The 15,934-nt window shown below is 67.5% G+C and carries 13 protein-coding genes; 3 read left to right on the forward strand and 10 right to left on the reverse strand.

What is annotated here, in order from left to right; translation table 11 throughout:
* The first annotated feature begins 19 nt into the window (after positions 1-19).
* Positions 20-712 (forward strand): GAP family protein, encoded by a 693-nt coding sequence (locus MAAFP003_RS21225; protein WP_096289698.1) that lies wholly within the window; start codon positions 20-22, stop codon positions 710-712.
* 1 nt (position 713) lies between these two features.
* Here MAAFP003_RS21225 and MAAFP003_RS21230 read toward each other — a convergent pair whose 3' ends face one another.
* The 4 genes from MAAFP003_RS21230 to fdxA are packed head-to-tail and all read right to left on the reverse strand — an operon-like array spanning position 714 to position 5,919.
* Entirely contained in the window at positions 714-1,976 is a 1,263-nt protein-coding gene (locus MAAFP003_RS21230; RefSeq protein WP_096289699.1) for an alpha/beta hydrolase, read from the reverse strand.
* Entirely contained in the window at positions 1,973-4,399 is a 2,427-nt protein-coding gene (locus tag MAAFP003_RS21235) for an APC family permease (protein ID WP_423790929.1), read from the reverse strand. The genes MAAFP003_RS21230 and MAAFP003_RS21235 overlap by 4 nt, the downstream gene beginning before the upstream one ends.
* Positions 4,400-4,449: 50 nt before the next feature.
* Positions 4,450-5,550 carry a succinyldiaminopimelate transaminase gene (gene dapC, locus MAAFP003_RS21240; RefSeq protein ID WP_096289701.1) on the reverse strand — a complete coding sequence of 367 codons (1,101 nt, stop codon included), beginning with the start codon at positions 5,548-5,550 and terminating at the stop codon, positions 4,450-4,452.
* A 42-nt stretch (positions 5,551-5,592) separates the two neighbouring features.
* Positions 5,593-5,919: a ferredoxin gene (gene fdxA, locus MAAFP003_RS21245; protein WP_025735298.1), complete on the reverse strand. Its 327-nt coding sequence runs from the start codon at positions 5,917-5,919 to the stop codon at positions 5,593-5,595.
* A 439-nt stretch (positions 5,920-6,358) separates the two neighbouring features.
* On the opposite strand from fdxA, the gene MAAFP003_RS21250 reads away from it, so the two are divergent.
* Positions 6,359-6,691 carry a hemophore-related protein gene (locus MAAFP003_RS21250; protein ID WP_090609537.1) on the forward strand — a complete coding sequence of 111 codons (333 nt, stop codon included), beginning with the start codon at positions 6,359-6,361 and terminating at the stop codon, positions 6,689-6,691.
* An 81-nt stretch (positions 6,692-6,772) separates the two neighbouring features.
* Here MAAFP003_RS21250 and MAAFP003_RS21255 read toward each other — a convergent pair whose 3' ends face one another.
* The 3 genes from MAAFP003_RS21255 to mshB all read right to left on the reverse strand — a co-directional run bounded on the left by MAAFP003_RS21255 (position 6,773) and on the right by mshB (position 10,942).
* Positions 6,773-9,421, reverse strand: a complete 2,649-nt coding sequence (locus MAAFP003_RS21255) for a bifunctional FO biosynthesis protein CofGH (RefSeq protein ID WP_096291316.1) — start codon at positions 9,419-9,421, stop codon at positions 6,773-6,775.
* 61 nt (positions 9,422-9,482) lie between these two features.
* The gene (locus MAAFP003_RS21260) at positions 9,483-9,947 is read right to left on the reverse strand and encodes a hypothetical protein (protein WP_096289702.1); all 465 of its coding nucleotides are present in this window, start codon (positions 9,945-9,947) and stop codon (positions 9,483-9,485) included.
* 92 nt (positions 9,948-10,039) lie between these two features.
* Positions 10,040-10,942 (reverse strand): N-acetyl-1-D-myo-inositol-2-amino-2-deoxy-alpha-D-glucopyranoside deacetylase, encoded by a 903-nt coding sequence (gene mshB / locus MAAFP003_RS21265; protein ID WP_096289703.1) that lies wholly within the window; start codon positions 10,940-10,942, stop codon positions 10,040-10,042.
* A gap of 82 nt (positions 10,943-11,024) precedes the next feature.
* Between mshB and MAAFP003_RS21270 the strand changes: the two genes are divergently transcribed.
* On the forward strand, positions 11,025-11,642 hold the full coding sequence (locus tag MAAFP003_RS21270; protein ID WP_096291317.1) for a TetR/AcrR family transcriptional regulator: 618 nt from the start codon (positions 11,025-11,027) through the stop codon (positions 11,640-11,642).
* Here the strand turns inward: MAAFP003_RS21270 and MAAFP003_RS21275 are convergent.
* The 3 genes from MAAFP003_RS21275 to MAAFP003_RS21285 all read right to left on the reverse strand — a co-directional run bounded on the left by MAAFP003_RS21275 (position 11,639) and on the right by MAAFP003_RS21285 (position 15,928).
* On the reverse strand, positions 11,639-13,513 hold the full coding sequence (locus MAAFP003_RS21275) for an ABC transporter family substrate-binding protein (protein ID WP_096289704.1): 1,875 nt from the start codon (positions 13,511-13,513) through the stop codon (positions 11,639-11,641). The genes MAAFP003_RS21270 and MAAFP003_RS21275 overlap by 4 nt on opposite strands.
* Positions 13,514-13,574: 61 nt before the next feature.
* Entirely contained in the window at positions 13,575-15,464 is a 1,890-nt protein-coding gene (typA, locus tag MAAFP003_RS21280) for a translational GTPase TypA (protein WP_096289705.1), read from the reverse strand.
* A gap of 71 nt (positions 15,465-15,535) precedes the next feature.
* A complete protein-coding gene (locus MAAFP003_RS21285; RefSeq protein WP_096289706.1) occupies positions 15,536-15,928 on the reverse strand; it encodes a (deoxy)nucleoside triphosphate pyrophosphohydrolase in 393 nt (130 codons plus the stop codon).
* Positions 15,929-15,934: the final 6 nt, after the last annotated feature.

Here is a 15,934-nt window from a genome sequence, read left to right on the forward strand (position 1 = left end):
CAGGCAGCCGAATCCTGACATGTGGATCACCCTGCTGGTCATGGCATTCGCGATGAGCGTCGAGCCGTTCCGGATCGGCATGACGGTGCTGATGCTGAATCGACCCAGGCCGATGCTGCAGCTTTTCGCTTTTCTGTGCGGCGGCTTCGCGATGGGCATGACCGTCGGCCTGTCCGTGGTGTTCGGACTTCAGCGCAGACTGCTGAGTTCACCGCAGGTAAGTTTGCCGAAACTTCAGATTCTGATTGGCGGTTCGGCACTGCTTGTTGCCGTTGTGCTGGGTGCTCAGGTCCTGCTGCGGGAGAAGGTCGGCCGCTTCAAACGCCCGGCCGTGGCCGAGACGGATCTGCACGAGCATCACGGTTTGGGGCGGTTTTCCCGGCGGCTACTGCACGGGCGTTCGCTGTGGGTGGCCGGGGTGGCCGGCCTGGGAATCGCGTTGCCGTCCGTGGATTATCTCGCCGCGCTGGCCGCCATCGTGGCCTCCGGCACCGCGGCCATGACGCAGTTCAGCGCGCTGCTGATGTTCCATGTCGTGGCGTTCGCACTCGTGGAGATCCCGCTGCTGGCCTACCTGCTGGCGCCGGATCAAACGCGCGCCTGGATGGTGTCGCTGCAAATCTGGATCCGCTCGCGCCGGCGCGTCGAGGTTGCCAGCCTGCTGGCCGCAGCCGGATGTGTGCTGGTCTTCATCGGCATGCGAAGCCTTTGAGCTAATTGTTGGTGCCGGTAGCCGCTGCACTTTCGCGGCGCACATACATCTCGGCGAGGAACTGTTCGACCGCCACCGCGGCGTGCGCCGCGCGGGCCGAACCGAAAATATCGAACGCGTGCTGCGCCCAAGGCAATTCGGCGTAAACCACCGGCTGGGTGCTGACCTCGCCTAGACGCGCGACGAAACTGCGCGCCTGTTCGACCGGAACCAGCGAATCGTTGGTCCCGTGCAGCACGAAAAACGGTGGGGCGTCTGGCCGAACATGAGCGATCGGCGACGCCGCGCGAAAAGGCTCGTCGATGTCGCCGCGGCTGACCTTGAAAACGTTCTTGGCCACCATCGCCGCCATCATCGGATGTATCGCGGTACCGGTCGCGTTGAAGTCGTAGACGCCGTAAAACGGCACCGCCACGTCCACCCGGGTGTCGGCGTCTTCAAAGCCCGGCTGAAACCGCGGATCGTTGGGCGTCAGTGCGGCCAGCGAGGTCAGGTGCCCACCCGCCGAACCTCCGGTGATCGCGATCCAGTCCGGATCGCCGCCGTAGGAGGCGATGTGCTCCTTGGTCCATGCGATCGCGCGCTTGACGTCGACGATGTGATCGGGCCAGGTGGAGCGCGGGCTGAGCCGGTAGTTGATCGCCACGCAGATCCAGCCCAATTCGGCCAGATGACTCATCAGCGGATGTGCTTGTCCGCGTTTGTTTCCCACCATCCAGGCACCGCCGGGAATCTGCAGCAACACCGGAGCCCGCCCGTTGCGGTCGAGGTCGGGCCGGCGCCAGATGTCGAGATGGTTGCGGGAGCCGGCCTCCCCGTAGCTGATGTCGCCGTCGTGCGCATAGTCACGGTAGATCCGCAGCATGCGTGCCGGGCCGGGCCGCTTCGCGGTCGCACCGCCGGGCGCCGGGCGTTTCCACAGATCGCCCGACTCGGTGCGGCGCTCGGTTCCCAGTCCGGCGTCCAGCGCGGCCGCCAGCGGTTCGTCGGCTTTGTGCCCGAAGTGACGCAACACCAGCAGGCCCACCGCCGACACCCCCGACACCAGCCAGCTGATGCGCCGGGCCCGCGGCGGGAGCCGGTGCGACAGCGCTGCCAGCGCGGTGAATTGGACCGCGAGCATCTGCAGCGGCAACTCGGAGGCGAACACGCCATAGGCGAATGCGAATACCGAGCCGTATCCCCCCTTGCTCAACGGCCGATAACCGTTGGCGGTGAATACGAGGCTCACCAGGGCCGCCAATACGGCGCGCAGTCGCTTCACTGCTGTCCTTTCCAGGTTGTGCCGGGTTGTGAGGCCCCGGGCCGGCCGGCCTGCGCCGGGTCTTCGACGATGTGGTACATCGGATCGACCATCGACATCGCCCGATTGCCGCTCTGCCTGGGCTTGCCGGTGATGCGCAACAGCTGGCCGGGCTGGATGTCGGCTCCCCCGTGTCCGGACGGGAAGACCACGGTGATCTCGCCGCTGTGGTCGCCGACCACGATCGACCGGATGGTGCGCCGGCCCTTGCTGGTGTCCTCGACCTCGCTGACCCGTCCTTCGAAGGTGGCGCGGCGACCCGGGATCAGGCTCGCCACGGTGATCACCGAACGCGACGGATCGGGATGTTCGTAGGCGTCGACGTTCTCGTCCTCGCCGCGGGTCACCCACTCGCCGAACTTTTCGAATTCGCGCGCGATTCGCTGTTCGAATCGTTCCGGGTATGCCTCCTCGATTCGCGACTGGACATCGTAAGGAACGATGGTCGCCGCGGCGTCGGGAATCATGCTGACCGCTCGGGCGATCTTGTCCGCGGTGCGATCGTGCAGCAGCCGGCCCACCAACGGGTTATATGTGCGTCGCGGCAGCAGCGCGGTCACGTTGGTATTCGGTTGCTCGTCACGCGCCTTCGCGATGAACAGTTGTGCGGCGCGAATGACGCGCCGATCCGGGCAGTCCACGACGCGTAGCCGGGTGTCGAGTTCGAAGTGATCCCAACGCTTCCGTATCTGGGCGGCATAGGCGGCGTCGACCACGATGTGCACCGCGATCATCTCGTCGGCGCGTAATCCCTTGCCGTACCGCAGCGCTTCGATCACCGCGAGGTCGACCGAATTCACGAACACGAACACCTTGTGCCGCGCGTACTTGACCAAATCGGGCCGGTCGGTACGGAACATCTCGAGAATCGCGGCCTCCGCACGATATTCCTGATTCAGCCGCATCAGGACGAACACCAGCAGGGGGAACACGATGACGACCAGCCACGCGCCCTCGGTGAACTTCGCCACCGCGAAGATTGCGACCACGACCGTCGACAGGATTCCCGCGGAAAGGTTGATAATCAACCGGGTTCGCCAACCGGGCTCGCGGTGGGTCAGATGGTGCTTGGTCATGCCGTAGCCGGCCATCGAAAATCCGGTGAACACACCGATCGCGTAGAACGGCACCAACGCATTGACCGAACCGCCGGTCACCACCAGCAACACCACCGACAGTGCGGTCAGCGCGATGATGCCGTTCGAAAACACCAGGCGGTGACCGCGTTTCATCAGCTGCCGGGGCAGGAAGCGATCCTCGGCGACGAAACTGGCCAGCGCCGGAAAGCCGTTGAAACTGGTGTTCGCGCCGGTGAACAGAATCGCGGCCGTCGCCGTCTGAACCAGGATGTAAAAGACGTTGCCGAGAACCCCGCCGCCGAACACGGCACGGGCGATCTGTGACAGCACCGACGGGTACTCGCTCTCGTACGGCGTCGCGTGCGTGGCGAACGCCAGATAGGCGACACCGGCCAGCAAGAATCCCAAGACGGTCGCCATCGCGGTGAGCACCCGACGTGCGTTGCGGCCCTGGGGCTTTCGAAAAAGGTCAACGGTGTTGGAGATGGCCTCGACACCGGTCAGCGACGAACCGCCGTTGGCGAAGGAGCGCAGCAGGGTCAGGATCGTCGCGCCCATCACCAAGCCGTCGGCCTTGTGCACCGGCACCGTTCCGGGCATCTGCGCGGGGTCGTAGACCGGCAGATCACCCAGCAGCACCCGGGTGACGCCGACCACGATCGTCAGACCGACCATGATGATGAAAAAGTAGGTGGCGAACGCGAACTGCCATCCCGCTTCCTTCAGTCCGCGCAGGTTCAGGAAGCAGATGAGCAGCACCACACCCACCGTGATCTGCAGGCTGTGCGGCCCCAGCGCCGGGACGGCCGACACCACCGCCACCGTTCCGGCGGCGGACTGCACCGCGACCGTCACGACGTAGTCGATCAGCAGCGCGGCGGCGGCGACCTGAGCCACCCGCGGCCCGAAGTTCTCCCGGGCCACGATGTAGGAGCCGCCCGCGCGGGTGTAGGCCATCACGACCTGCCGATAGGAGGCGGTCACCAACACCAGGATCAACAGGATGACGCCGGTGATGGGGAGCAACAAGGCGAACGCCGCGAGGCCGGCCGCAGGCAGCAGTTCGATCAGGATCTGCTCGGGACCATAAGCGGTCGACGAGATGGCGTCGGGTGAAAGTGCGCCCAGTGCAACCGGATTCGACAGTTTTTCGCCCGCCAGCTCCTCGGTGATCAGGGGCTTTCCGAGAAAGAGGCGCTTGGCGACGTCCTGGACCGACAGCGGGAGGCGCAGTTTGCTAGCCGAAGTTGTCACGACAACAGTCCTTACCCGAGATCCAGCGGTTGGCCAATGCCCTCGATGCATTCTGCCGGTTCACCGGATCGGCGGCAGACGGACGCGGAGAATTCTGGCGATCAGCGCGCGGCCGATGCGGTCAGCCGGTGGACCGCCGCGTCGATGCGCTCGTCGGTGGCGGTCAGCGCGACGCGCACATGCCGCCCGCCGCTCGGGCCGTAGAACTCGCCGGGCGCCACCAGGATGCCGCGGCCGGCCAACCACCCCACGCTGTCGCGAGAGGACTCACCGCGGGTTGCCCACAGGTAGAGCCCGGCTTCGGAATCGTCGATCGCGAACCCGGCCGCGCGCAGCGCCGGTGCGAGAGCGGCGCGGCGGCGGGCGTAGCACTCGCGCTGCACCTTCTCGTGGTCGTCGTCATCCAGTGCGGCCACCATCGCTGCCTGCACCGGCGTCGGCACGATCATCCCGGCGTGCTTGCGCACCGCCAGCAGCTCGGCGACCAGGCCGGGATCGCCCGCGACAAAGCCGGCCCGGTACCCGGCCAGCGACGAGCTCTTGGACAGCGAATGCACGGCCAGCAGTCCGGTGTGGTCGCCGTCGCACACCGCGGGATGCAACACCGACAGCGGCTCGGCTTCCCAGCCGAGGCCCAGGTAGCACTCGTCGGACGCCACCACGACCCGGCGTTCCCGCGCCCACCCGACGACCTTGCGCAGATGATCGAGGCCCAGCACCCGTCCGGTCGGGTTGCTCGGCGAATTCAGGTAGATCAGCGCCGGCGACAACGGGCCCAGTTGGGTCAACGAATCCGCGCGCAGCACCTGCGCTCCGGCCAGCCGGGCGCCGACATCATAGGTCGGGTAGGCGAGCTCGGGAACCACGACCACATCGGCGGGGCCCAGCCCGAGCAGCGTCGGCAGCCAGGCGATGAGTTCCTTGGTGCCGATCACGGGCAGCACCGCGTTCTCGGCGAGCCCGGCGACGCCGAAGCGGCGGCCCAGGGCCGTGACCGCGGATTCCCGCAGCTGCTCAGTGCCGGCGGTGGCGGGATATCCGGGCGAGGCGCTGGCGGCCGCCAGCGCTTCCTGGATTACCGGCGCGACCGGGTCCACCGGGGTTCCGATGGACAGGTCGACGACGCCGTCGGGGTGAGCCCCGGCCAGCGCTTTCGCCTCTGCCAGGGTGTCCCAGGGAAACTCCGGCAGGGACGCCGACAAGGCAGGTCGGCCCCCCCTGGGCTCCTGCGCCACTGCGCCCCCTTAGTCTCCTTCGCCCTGCGGCGGCAGATCTTTGACCGCTTGCGGGTCATTCTCGGTCATCCCGACCTTGGCTGCGCCCCCGGGCGACCCCAGCTCGACGAAGAAGTCGGCGTTGATCTGGGTGTACTGGCTCCACTGCTCGGGCACGTCGTCTTCGTAATAGATGGCTTCAACAGGACAAACCGGCTCGCAGGCCCCGCAGTCCACGCATTCGTCGGGATGGATGAAGAGCATCCGCGCGCCCTCGTAGATGCAGTCGACGGGGCATTCTTCGATGCACGCCTTGTCTTTGATGTCGACGCAGGGTTGGGCGATCGTGTACGTCACGGACGTCTCCTCAACGTTTTCTCGATGTACGGCTCAGTGTGGGCGGCTGTTAGCCTCGCTGCGGCGCTTCCCGGCCGCGTAAGCAAGGCTTTCGGTTACTGATACTAGACGTTGCACATACACGTCAACCAGGTGGCACGCCACGGCGGCCGCCAAGTTTCATACGGCCAGTCTCGCAGCCGTGCAGGTCGCCGCACGGACCATTCGAACGTGTCGACACGATCGCCGGCCGACGTTTGGCCCTACGATTTGGGCCGTGTGACGAACGTCACCCCGACGCGGGTCGGCCGATGGTTACATTCCGGGCGGGGCCGGCGAATAACCGTGAAACGAAAGAACGTCCGCAACGGCTGGTAGCCTCGTCCGAGACGGCAGCCGCTAGGGCAGATCACTCAGCCGTCGTTGGCTTTCAGAGATCCGGGGAAGGTGTCCAAGCATGATGACGCTGTCGTTAAGCAAACTGGCAGCCGCGGTTGGTGGTGCGGCAGTGGCGCTGAGCGCCGCGGCGGGGGTTGCTTCGGCAGACCCCATGGATCCGATCATCAACACGACCTGCAACTACGGGCAGGTGATGGCCGCGCTCAACGCGAACGATCCGGCCACTGCCCAGGAATTGAACGCTTCGCCGTTCGCGCAGAACTACATCCGGCAGTTCCTGGCCTCTCCGCCGCCGAAGCGCCAGCAGATGGCTGCGCAGATTCAGGCGATGCCGGCGGCCGCGAAGTATTTCAACACGATCCAGCAGGTCGCGGTCGTCTGTAACAACTACTGAGCCGCAGTCGGCTCAGTAGCCGCTGAGCAGTAGCCGCAGTCGGGCGTCGAGCAGGACGTCGTCGGTATCGCCGACGCGCGGCTACGCGGCGAGCGGGCTGTAATCGGTGGTGCGCTGGCGCGCCGGACGGCCGATGCCGTGGGCGATGGCGGCCAGTTCGGCCACCGTCTTCGCCGAGCCGTGTTCGGAGCCGGCCATCCGCGAGATGGTCTCCTCCATCAGCGTGCCGCCCAGGTCGTTGGCGCCGCCGTTGAGCATCACCTGGGTGCGCTCGGTGCCGAGCTTGACCCAGCTGGTCTGAATCTGAGAAATGCGGCCGTGCAACATGATTCGGGCCAGCGCGTGTACCGCGCGGTTGTCGCGGTGGGTCGGCCCCGGGCGGGCCGCGCCGGCCAGATACAGCGGCGAGCTCTGGTGCACGAACGGCAGCGGCACGAATTCGGTGAAACCGCCGGTGCGGTCCTGGATTTCGCGCAGCACGTTGAGGTGCCCGACCCAGTGCCGGGGACTGTCGACGTGCCCGTACATCATCGTCGACGACGACCGCAGGCCTACCTCGTGCGCGGTGGACACGATGTCGATCCACATCGACGTGGGCAGCTTGCCCTTGGTGAGCACCCAGCGCACCTCGTCGTCGAGGATCTCGGCGGCGGTACCCGGGATGGTGCCAAGCCCGGCCTCGCGCAGGCTGATCAGCCACTCGCGCACGCTCAACCCGCTCTTGGTCACCCCGTTGGCGATCTCCATCGGAGAGAACGCATGCACATGCATCGAGGGGACCCGGGCCTTGACGGCGCGCACCAGGTCGGCGTAGCCGGTGACCGGCAGCTCGGGATCGATCCCGCCCTGCATGCACACCTCGGTCGCGCCTTCGACATGCGCCTCCCAGGCGCGATCGGCCACCTCGGCCGCCGACAGCGAATACGCGTCGGCATCGCCCTTGCGCTGCGCGAAAGCACAGAACCGGCAACCGGTGTAGCAGATATTGGTGAAGTTGATGTTGCGGTTCACCACGAACGTCACGTCGTCACCGACGGTGTCGCGTCGCAACGAATCAGCCAGCGCGGCAACGGCTTCCAATGCCGGGCCGTCGGCGGTGGCCAGCGACAGGTATTCGTCGTCGGAGCACCCGGCGGGGTTGCGCTCGGCGGAGCGCAGCGCGGCCAGCACATCGGTGTCTAGGCGTTCCGGCGCTCTGGCGCCTTGGGCGGCCAGCTCGTGCACGTGCGCACGAATCGATTCCCAGTCGCCGAAGGCACTGTCGAGATCGCTGCGCGCCTCGGTGTTGCGGCCCTCGGTGTCGATCGCGGCGTTCAGATCGACCCGCCCGCTCGACTGCGCCTCGTCGGGTTCCTGCCAGGGCAGGCCGGTGGGGTTGACGTCGCGAGCCAGGCCGGTGGCCGGATCAGCCAGTGCCGCAACGTGGCCCTGCACTCGCGGGTCGATCCAGGCGGCACCGGCTTGGACGTATTTGGGTTGCGCGGTCAACCGCTGCACCAAGTCGAATCCCGCTTCGACGGTCACCGCGGCCAGCTCATCGAGGGCGGGCCAGGGCCGTTCCGGGTTGACGTGGTCGGGCGTCAGCGGCGAAACCCCGCCCCAGTCGTCGACTCCCGCGGCGACCAGCGCCAGGCACTCCTTGCGGGACACCAGATTCGGTGGCGCCTGAATCCGCATGCCGGGCCCGAGCACCAGGCGGGCGACCGCGATCGTCGCCAGGTAGTCGTCGATTCCGGCATCGGGCACATCGGCCATCGCGGTGTGTTGCTTGGCCCGGAAGTTCTGCACGATCACTTCCTGCACGTGACCGAATTCCTTGTGCGACTTGCGAATCGCGTGCAGCGTATCGGCGCGTTCGGCCAGCGTCTCCCCGATACCGACCAGCAGACCGGTGGTGAACGGAATCGAGAGCCGACCCGCATCGGTCAGCGCCCGCAGCCGCACCGCCGGGTCTTTGTCCGGGCTGCCGTAGTGCGCGAGCCCTTTCGTTTCGAAGAGCCGCCGCGACGTCGTCTCGAGCATCATGCCCATCGATGGCGCCACCGGCTTCAGCAACGACATCTCCGACCAGCTCATCACGCCCGGATTCAGGTGCGGCAGCAGCCCGGTTTCCTCCAGCACCCGGATTGCCATCGCGCGCACATACGACAGGGTCGAGTTGTAGCCGCGCTCGTCGAGCCATTCACGGGCCTGCGGCCAGCGGTCCTCCGGCCGGTCGCCAAGGGTGAATAATGCTTCCTTACAACCGAGTTCGGCGCCACGCCGGGCGATGTCGAGGATCTCGTCGGGCTCCAGATACATACCGATGCCCTGAGCGCGAAGCTTGCCGGGCACGGTGACGAACGTGCAGTAGTGGCAGGTGTCCCGGCACAGATGAGTGACGGGGATGAACACTTTGCGCGAATACGTGATCGGCAGCCGACCTCCCGCGCCGCGCCGGCCCGCCGACTCCAGACCCGCATCGCGCACCCGAGCCGCGCTGGCACACAGGTCGGCGAGGTCGGCACCGCGGGCGGTCATCGCCACGGCGGCCTCATCGACGTTGAGCGCGACACCGTCCCGCGCCCGGCGCAACACCCGCCGCAACGCGGACGCGCTGGCCTTGGAGGGGGCCCGAGCCGGAATGACGGGATTAGGCAAAGCGGTGGGCTCCTCGCCCGAAGGCCTCGGTGTCACTGGCACCTTGGTGTAACTTCCCCACGATCGAATTTCATCCGCGTGTCCCAACATCTGAATTTCGGCAACCATAGCCGGTGCAATAAGCGCAACAGTAGCGCCAGGCCGGTATCCGTCAGCCGTAGTGGTAGCTGCGCCTCCACAACACCAGTACCGGCGGTGTCACCCCCAGCACGATCAGCAGCAGAGCGCCGTAAGCCATCAGCCCGCTACCTCCCAGAATGATGTCGTCGGCGGGACCGCCCATGCTGATCACCGCCACCGTCAGCAGCCATGTCCACAACGGCAGCGCGGCCACCCGCGCCGAACGGGTCCAGCGGCCGGCCGCCCAGACCAGGGCGGCGTTGACCAGGCCACTGATCAGTCCGCTGATCGGAAACGGAATCGCGCCGATGTAGAAAGGCAGCAGCAGGGCCCCGGCTAGTGCGGATAAGACCCCATCCACGGCCAGCAGCGCCAACACCACGACGCGAATAGCGGGGTCCGTCGCGCCGGCATCCTCGACGGTCGCGGCGCGCGACTTGGTTTCGGTCAGGTCGGGACGCTGTCGATGTTGGACAGAACGGAGCCGATAACCCACTGCAAGCTGTCGAGCCGGTCCTGCCAGTGCTGCAGGTTAGGGTCCAGGTCGGGGTCCATGCGAATTCCTTCCGTGGCTGCCTGCTTGGCAGCCTACCGCGTCGCGGATCCGTCGAGATCCAGTCCGGCGAGCAGATCGGTCTCCCAGCCACGCTCGTCGCGGTCCCCCGCGGCCCCGGCGACCAGGACGTAATGCTCTTCGGCGAGGATCGGCAGCGCCATGTTGTTCGACAGCGCGCAGGCCCGTCCGGACGGCCCGACGACCACCTGCGTGGCGTGCGCGGCGAGCGCGGCGACCTTGGCGGCCAACGCATCCGGCGGCGCCGCCACGACGGCGTCGATCGCATCGCCGGAGTATCCGAAGTCGAATTCCTCTTGGGGCGGTTTCGCCCACCCGGGCAGAAAGTCGTCGGGGCCCAGGTCGTCCCAGCCGGCCAGGAACGCATCGACGGCCAGCACCGTCCAGTAGAACTTCGGCACGTCCCAGGGCTCGCCGGGGTAATCGTCGCCGGCGGCCGCCGCGACCGCGGCCGTGGTCACGGTGTGGGCCCGGATGTGGTCGGGATGCCCGTATCCGCCGTTGGGGTCATAGGTGACGACGACGTGCGGGCGCAGCCGGCGAATGATCTCGACCAGCGCCCCGACGGCTTCGCGTTCGTCGGCGTCGATGAAGCGTTCGCGGCGCCGCTTCTCGGTGCCCGCCATGCCGGAGTCGCGCCAGCGTCCCGCGCCGCCGAGATAGATCGGTGCGGCCACACCAAGTGCTTGCAATGCCGCGGTGAGTTCGCCGATTCGGTAGCCGCCGAGTTGGTCGGCACGGTCGAACGCGAGCTCGGCCCAGCGTTCCCCGATGACCTCGCCCTCCTCGCCCAGCGTGCAGGTCACGACGCTGACCTCGGCGCCGCTCGCGGCGTAGTGCGCGATCGTGGCGCCGTTGCTCAGGCTCTCGTCGTCGGGATGGGCGTGCACGAACAACAGCCGCGGAGTCTCAGGCATGGACGCACCCTACCCGCCGGTCTCGGTCGTCGTGTTGCACCAGGACACACCAAATAGGAACGCCAACGGCTACTATCGAGAAATGCCGCAAGCCACCGAGACAGCGCGGACGGGCGTCCGCAGCCGCCGCCGCGGCGAGGTGCTCGAGCGAGCGCTCTACGAGGCCACGCTGGCGGAGTTGGCCGAGGTCGGCTACGGCGGGCTGACGATGGAAGGAATCGCCGCGCGCGCTCAGACCGGCAAGGCCGCGCTGTACCGGCGCTGGTGCAGCAAGCACGATCTGGTGCACGCCGCGCTGGTGTTCGCGCTGCCGCCGGTGCCCGAACCCCGCTCCGGCCGATCGCCCAGGGACGCCCTGCTGACGCTGTTCACCTCGCACCGTGATGTGCTGGCCGGCAAGACGGGGTTTCCCGGCCTGGACACCATCCATCAGCTGCTGCACGAACCCGAGATGCGGGCCATCTTCGCCGACGCCGTGGTGTGCCCGCGGCTACAGATTGTCGAATCGATCCTGCAAACCGCGATCGACGCCGGCGAACTCGATCCTGCCAACGTCACGTCGCTGACCGCACGCGTCGGACCGGCATTGATCAACCATCACTTCATGCTGACCGGCGTGCCCCCCAACCGGCGCGAGCTGGCGCTGATCGTCGACACCGTCATCCCGCCCCGGGCGTCGGCGTCGCCGACTAGTCCCTAGGGCCCGGTTTTCACCCATTGCCCGGCGTCTCCGACGATGCCGACCGGCACGGCTCCGGAGAGGCTGACGTTCTGCACGCTCGGGCCCGCCCCGACGATCGTGGTGTCCTGCAGGATCGGCAACACCGTCGACATGTTCCACAGCCGCGGCTCCACCGCGGTGATCACGTCGTTGATGCTCTTGGTGCCTTCGAGGGCGGCGTCGATGTTGGACTGGATACTGCGGTCGCAGATCCCGGTCAGGTTCGACGGCGCCTGCACCAGCGCCCCGGGATCGGGCGGACGACCCGGCGCCGTCGGCGCCGTACTGGCCGGCGACGCCGGTGAGGTCGATGCGACGGGAGTGGTCGTCGGCGGGGTGGTCGCGGTCGGTACCGGCGTCGACTCCAAGGCGGGGCAGCCGTAGCGCGACGCCAGCAGCGTCGCCAGGTTTCCACCGGCCTGGTGCCACCCCACGATCGCGTCCACCTGGTTGTTGGTCAGCGCGTCGCGATACAGCGTCACCGGATCCAGCGCCGACACCGATGCGGCGATGCCGACGTTGCGCAATTGGTCGGCGGCGGTGTTGGCCACGGCCACCGAGGTCGGGTCGTTGGCGGCCACCCCGATCACCAGCGACAACTGCTTGCCGTCCTTGCTGATCCGGCCGCGGATCACCTCCGGCGGCCCGGTGGTCGGCGGCGGGGTGCTCTCGGGCGCCGGTGCGCTGTTCTCCACCTGGTACCCGGCCGCCGAAAACAGGGCCAGCGCAGCCTGTTTGGTCATCGCGGGCGGCGCGGTCGGGACATAGCCGGGGTCGCTGGGCGCCCGGATCTGAGCCTGGTCCAGCGAGATGGTGTTGTCGCTGCCGGCGCCCACGGCGGCGAGCAGATCGACGTCGAGCAATCCCAGAATCCCTTTGCGGACCTGGGTATCGGCCAGCTTGGGCTGGTTGGCACGCAGCGTGAGCTGCATGACGCGCGGGGTCATGATCCGGGCGGTCCGCACGTCGGGGATGGCCGACAGCTGGGCGAAGGACGCCGAGCCGCCGTGCACCTGGGCCACCTGAGTGTCACCGTTGCGCACCGAATCCGCCAGTGCCGCAGGCGCTCCGGCCCGCCGGAACTGGATCAGCGCCGGCTTGGCGGGCGGCCCCCAATAGCGGTCGTTGCGGGCGATCAGGATCTCGTCGCGCTGCGGGTCGATGTTCTCCACCCGGAACTGTCCGCCGGTGACCGTCAGCGACCGGACCAGTCCGGCGGCGAAACCGCCCGGCACGTCCTTGACGATGTGTGCCGGCAGCAGGTCGTTGAACAATTCCTTCCAGGCCGGATACGGCTGGGCGAAGGTGACGACGGCCTGCTTGCCGCCCTCGAGCGACTGCACACCGGTGATCAGGTCATAGCCGCCCGGATCGACCACCCCGGGTTGGGTGACCATTTGATGCCACAGGTACCAGAAGTCGTCGGCGCCGATCGGGGCGTTGTCGGTCCACTGCGCCTCGGGCCGGATCTTGTAGGTGACCGTGAACGGGTTCTGGCCGGTCACCTCGGCGGACACCAGCAGGGTCGGATCCAGCTCCCACCGCGAACCCGTGGGCGTGTTGGGGTCGGGCACCGGCCGGAACGCGCTCGGTAACACCAGCGCACTGATCGCGGCGTTCACCGGAGACAGATCAGAGAGCAGATGCGGGTTGAACCCGGCGCCGATCGAGTCGATGCCCATGATGATCTGGGTGACCCGCTGCGGCGGCGGCGGTGTGTTGTGCGGCGTATCGGTGCTTTGCGGGGCCGGCGGCGGGCTGACGGTGCACGCCGCCAGGGTCAGTCCCATCAGTGCGAACAGCACGGCGCCGGTCAGCAAAACGTGGCGGGCCCGATGCAGCACGAGCATCAGGGTATCGACCGCCTGCCCGGCGGCTTGTCGACTCCTTCGGGCGAAGGACAACAACAAACTAGCTCCGAGCCTTCGCCCGCGCCTTGCTGCGCGCCCGCGAGGTGGCGTCCAGCTCGACCTTGCGCACCCGCACGATCTCCGGAGTCACCTCGACGCACTCGTCGGCCGCGCAGAACTCCATGGCCTGCTCCAGGTCGAGTTCCAGCGGTCGGGCCAGCGTCTCGATGACGTCGGCCGTGGACGACCGCATGTTGGTCAGCTTCTTCTCCCGCGTGATGTTGATGTCGAGATCCTCCGCGCGCGGGTTGATTCCGACGACCATGCCCTCGTAGGTGTCCTGCCCGGGCTCGACAAAGAATTGGCCGCGGTCGGCGAGCTGGATCATCGCGAACGGCGTGATGACACCGGAGCGGTCCGAGACCAGCGAGCCGGTGTGGCGGGCCCGGATCTCTCCCGCCCACGGCCGATAGCCGTCGAACACCGCGTTGGCGATGCCGGTGCCGCGGGTGATGGTGAGGAATTCGGTGCGGAAGCCGATCAGGCCGCGGCTGGGCACGATGAAGTCCATCCGGACCCAGCCCGCCGCGTGGTTGGTCATCTCCTCCATGCGGCCCTTGCGGCCGGCCATCAATTGGGTGATGGCGCCGACGAATTCCTCCGGGCAGTCGATCGTCATCGCCTCGAACGGCTCGTGCAGCTTGCCGTCGATCGTCTGCGTGACCACCTGCGGCTTGCCGACGGTCAGCTCGAAACCCTCGCGGCGCATCTGCTCGACGAGCACCGCCAGCGCGAGCTCGCCGCGGCCCTGCACCTCCCACGCATCGGGCCGGTCGATCTCGACGACCTTGATGGAGACGTTGCCGACGAGTTCGGCGTCCAGGCGCGACTTCACCATCCGGGCGGTCAGCTTGTGACCCTTCACCTTGCCCGCCAGCGGTGAGGTGTTGGTGCCGACGGTCACCGAGATGGCCGGCTCGTCGACGGTGATGCGCGGCAGTGCGTGCGCGTGCTCGGGGTCGGCGAGGGTGTCACCGATCATGATCTCCGGAATGCCCGCGACAGCGACGATGTCGCCGGCGATCGCCTCGTCGGTGGGCGTGCGTTCCACACCCTCGGTCACCAGCAGCTCGGTGATCTTCGCGGTCGTGATCACCGGATGGCCGTCCACCTCGCGCATCCAGGCGACCTGCTGGCCCTTGCGGATGCGGCCCTTGTAGATGCGGATCAGGGCGAGCCGGCCGAGGAACGCCGACGCGTCGAGGTTGGTCACCAGCGCCTGCAGCGGCGCCTCGGGATCACCCTGCGGCGGCGGGATGTGCTCGAGCAGCACGTCGAACAGCGGATCGAGGTTGTCGCCCTCGGGGTTCTGTCCGTTGGACGGCTCCGTCGTGCTGGCGATGCCGGCTCGGCCCGAGGCGTACAGCGTCGGCAGGCCGAGGGCCTCCTCGGCGGCCTTCTGCGCTTCCTCGTCGAGGTCCGATGCGACGTCGAGCAGCAGGTCGTGGCTCTCCGAGACAACCTCGGAGATCCGGGCGTCCGGCCGGTCGGTCTTGTTGACGACCAGGATCACCGGCAGGTGGGCGGCCAGTGCCTTGCGCAGTACGAACCTGGTCTGCGGCAGTGGGCCCTCGGAAGCGTCGACCAGCAACAGCACACCGTCCACCATCGAGAGCCCGCGTTCGACCTCGCCGCCGAAGTCGGCGTGGCCCGGGGTGTCGATGACGTTGATGACGGTCGTCGATCCGTCCGGATGCTTGCGGTGCACGGCGGTGTTCTTGGCCAGGATCGTGATACCCTTTTCCTTCTCCAGGTCCCCGGAGTCCATGAGGCGCTCGACCGCGTCATCGCCACGATGTGTCAGCGCGCCGGACTGGCGCAGCATCGCGTCAACGAGAGTGGTCTTGCCGTGGTCGACGTGGGCGACGATGGCGACATTGCGGAATGGCACGTCGGTGATTCTGGCAGCGGTGGCCCATCAATGGCGAACCGAGCAGCTCATCCGGTGTGCGCCCGAGCCGCTCAGAGGACGCTGGCCAGGTCCGCCAGCCATCCGCGATCGGCGGGCACCCAGTCGACTTCGGGCAACTCGGCTGCCGTCACCCAGCGCAGCGCCCGGTGGTCATGCGGGTGCGGTTCGCCGTCAATCAGGCGCACCAAGTAGGCCCGCAACGTCGTCGTGTCATTCAGCGCAATGTCGGCACCAAGGCGATCCCCCACCATCACGTCGGCAACCTCGAGGCCGAGTTCCTCGGCCAGTTCGCGGGCCAACGCTTGCGGCTCGGTCTCGCCGGGCGCGACCTTGCCGCCAGGCAGCTCCCAGCGGCCGGCCAATTCCGGTGGCCGCACGCGTTGGGCGACCAGCAGCGCGGAGCCACGGATGACGGCTCCGGCAACGACGATCTGGGTCGGCACGGCCGG

Source organism: Mycobacterium ahvazicum (assembly GCF_900176255.2).
Taxonomy (GTDB): domain Bacteria; phylum Actinomycetota; class Actinomycetes; order Mycobacteriales; family Mycobacteriaceae; genus Mycobacterium; species Mycobacterium ahvazicum.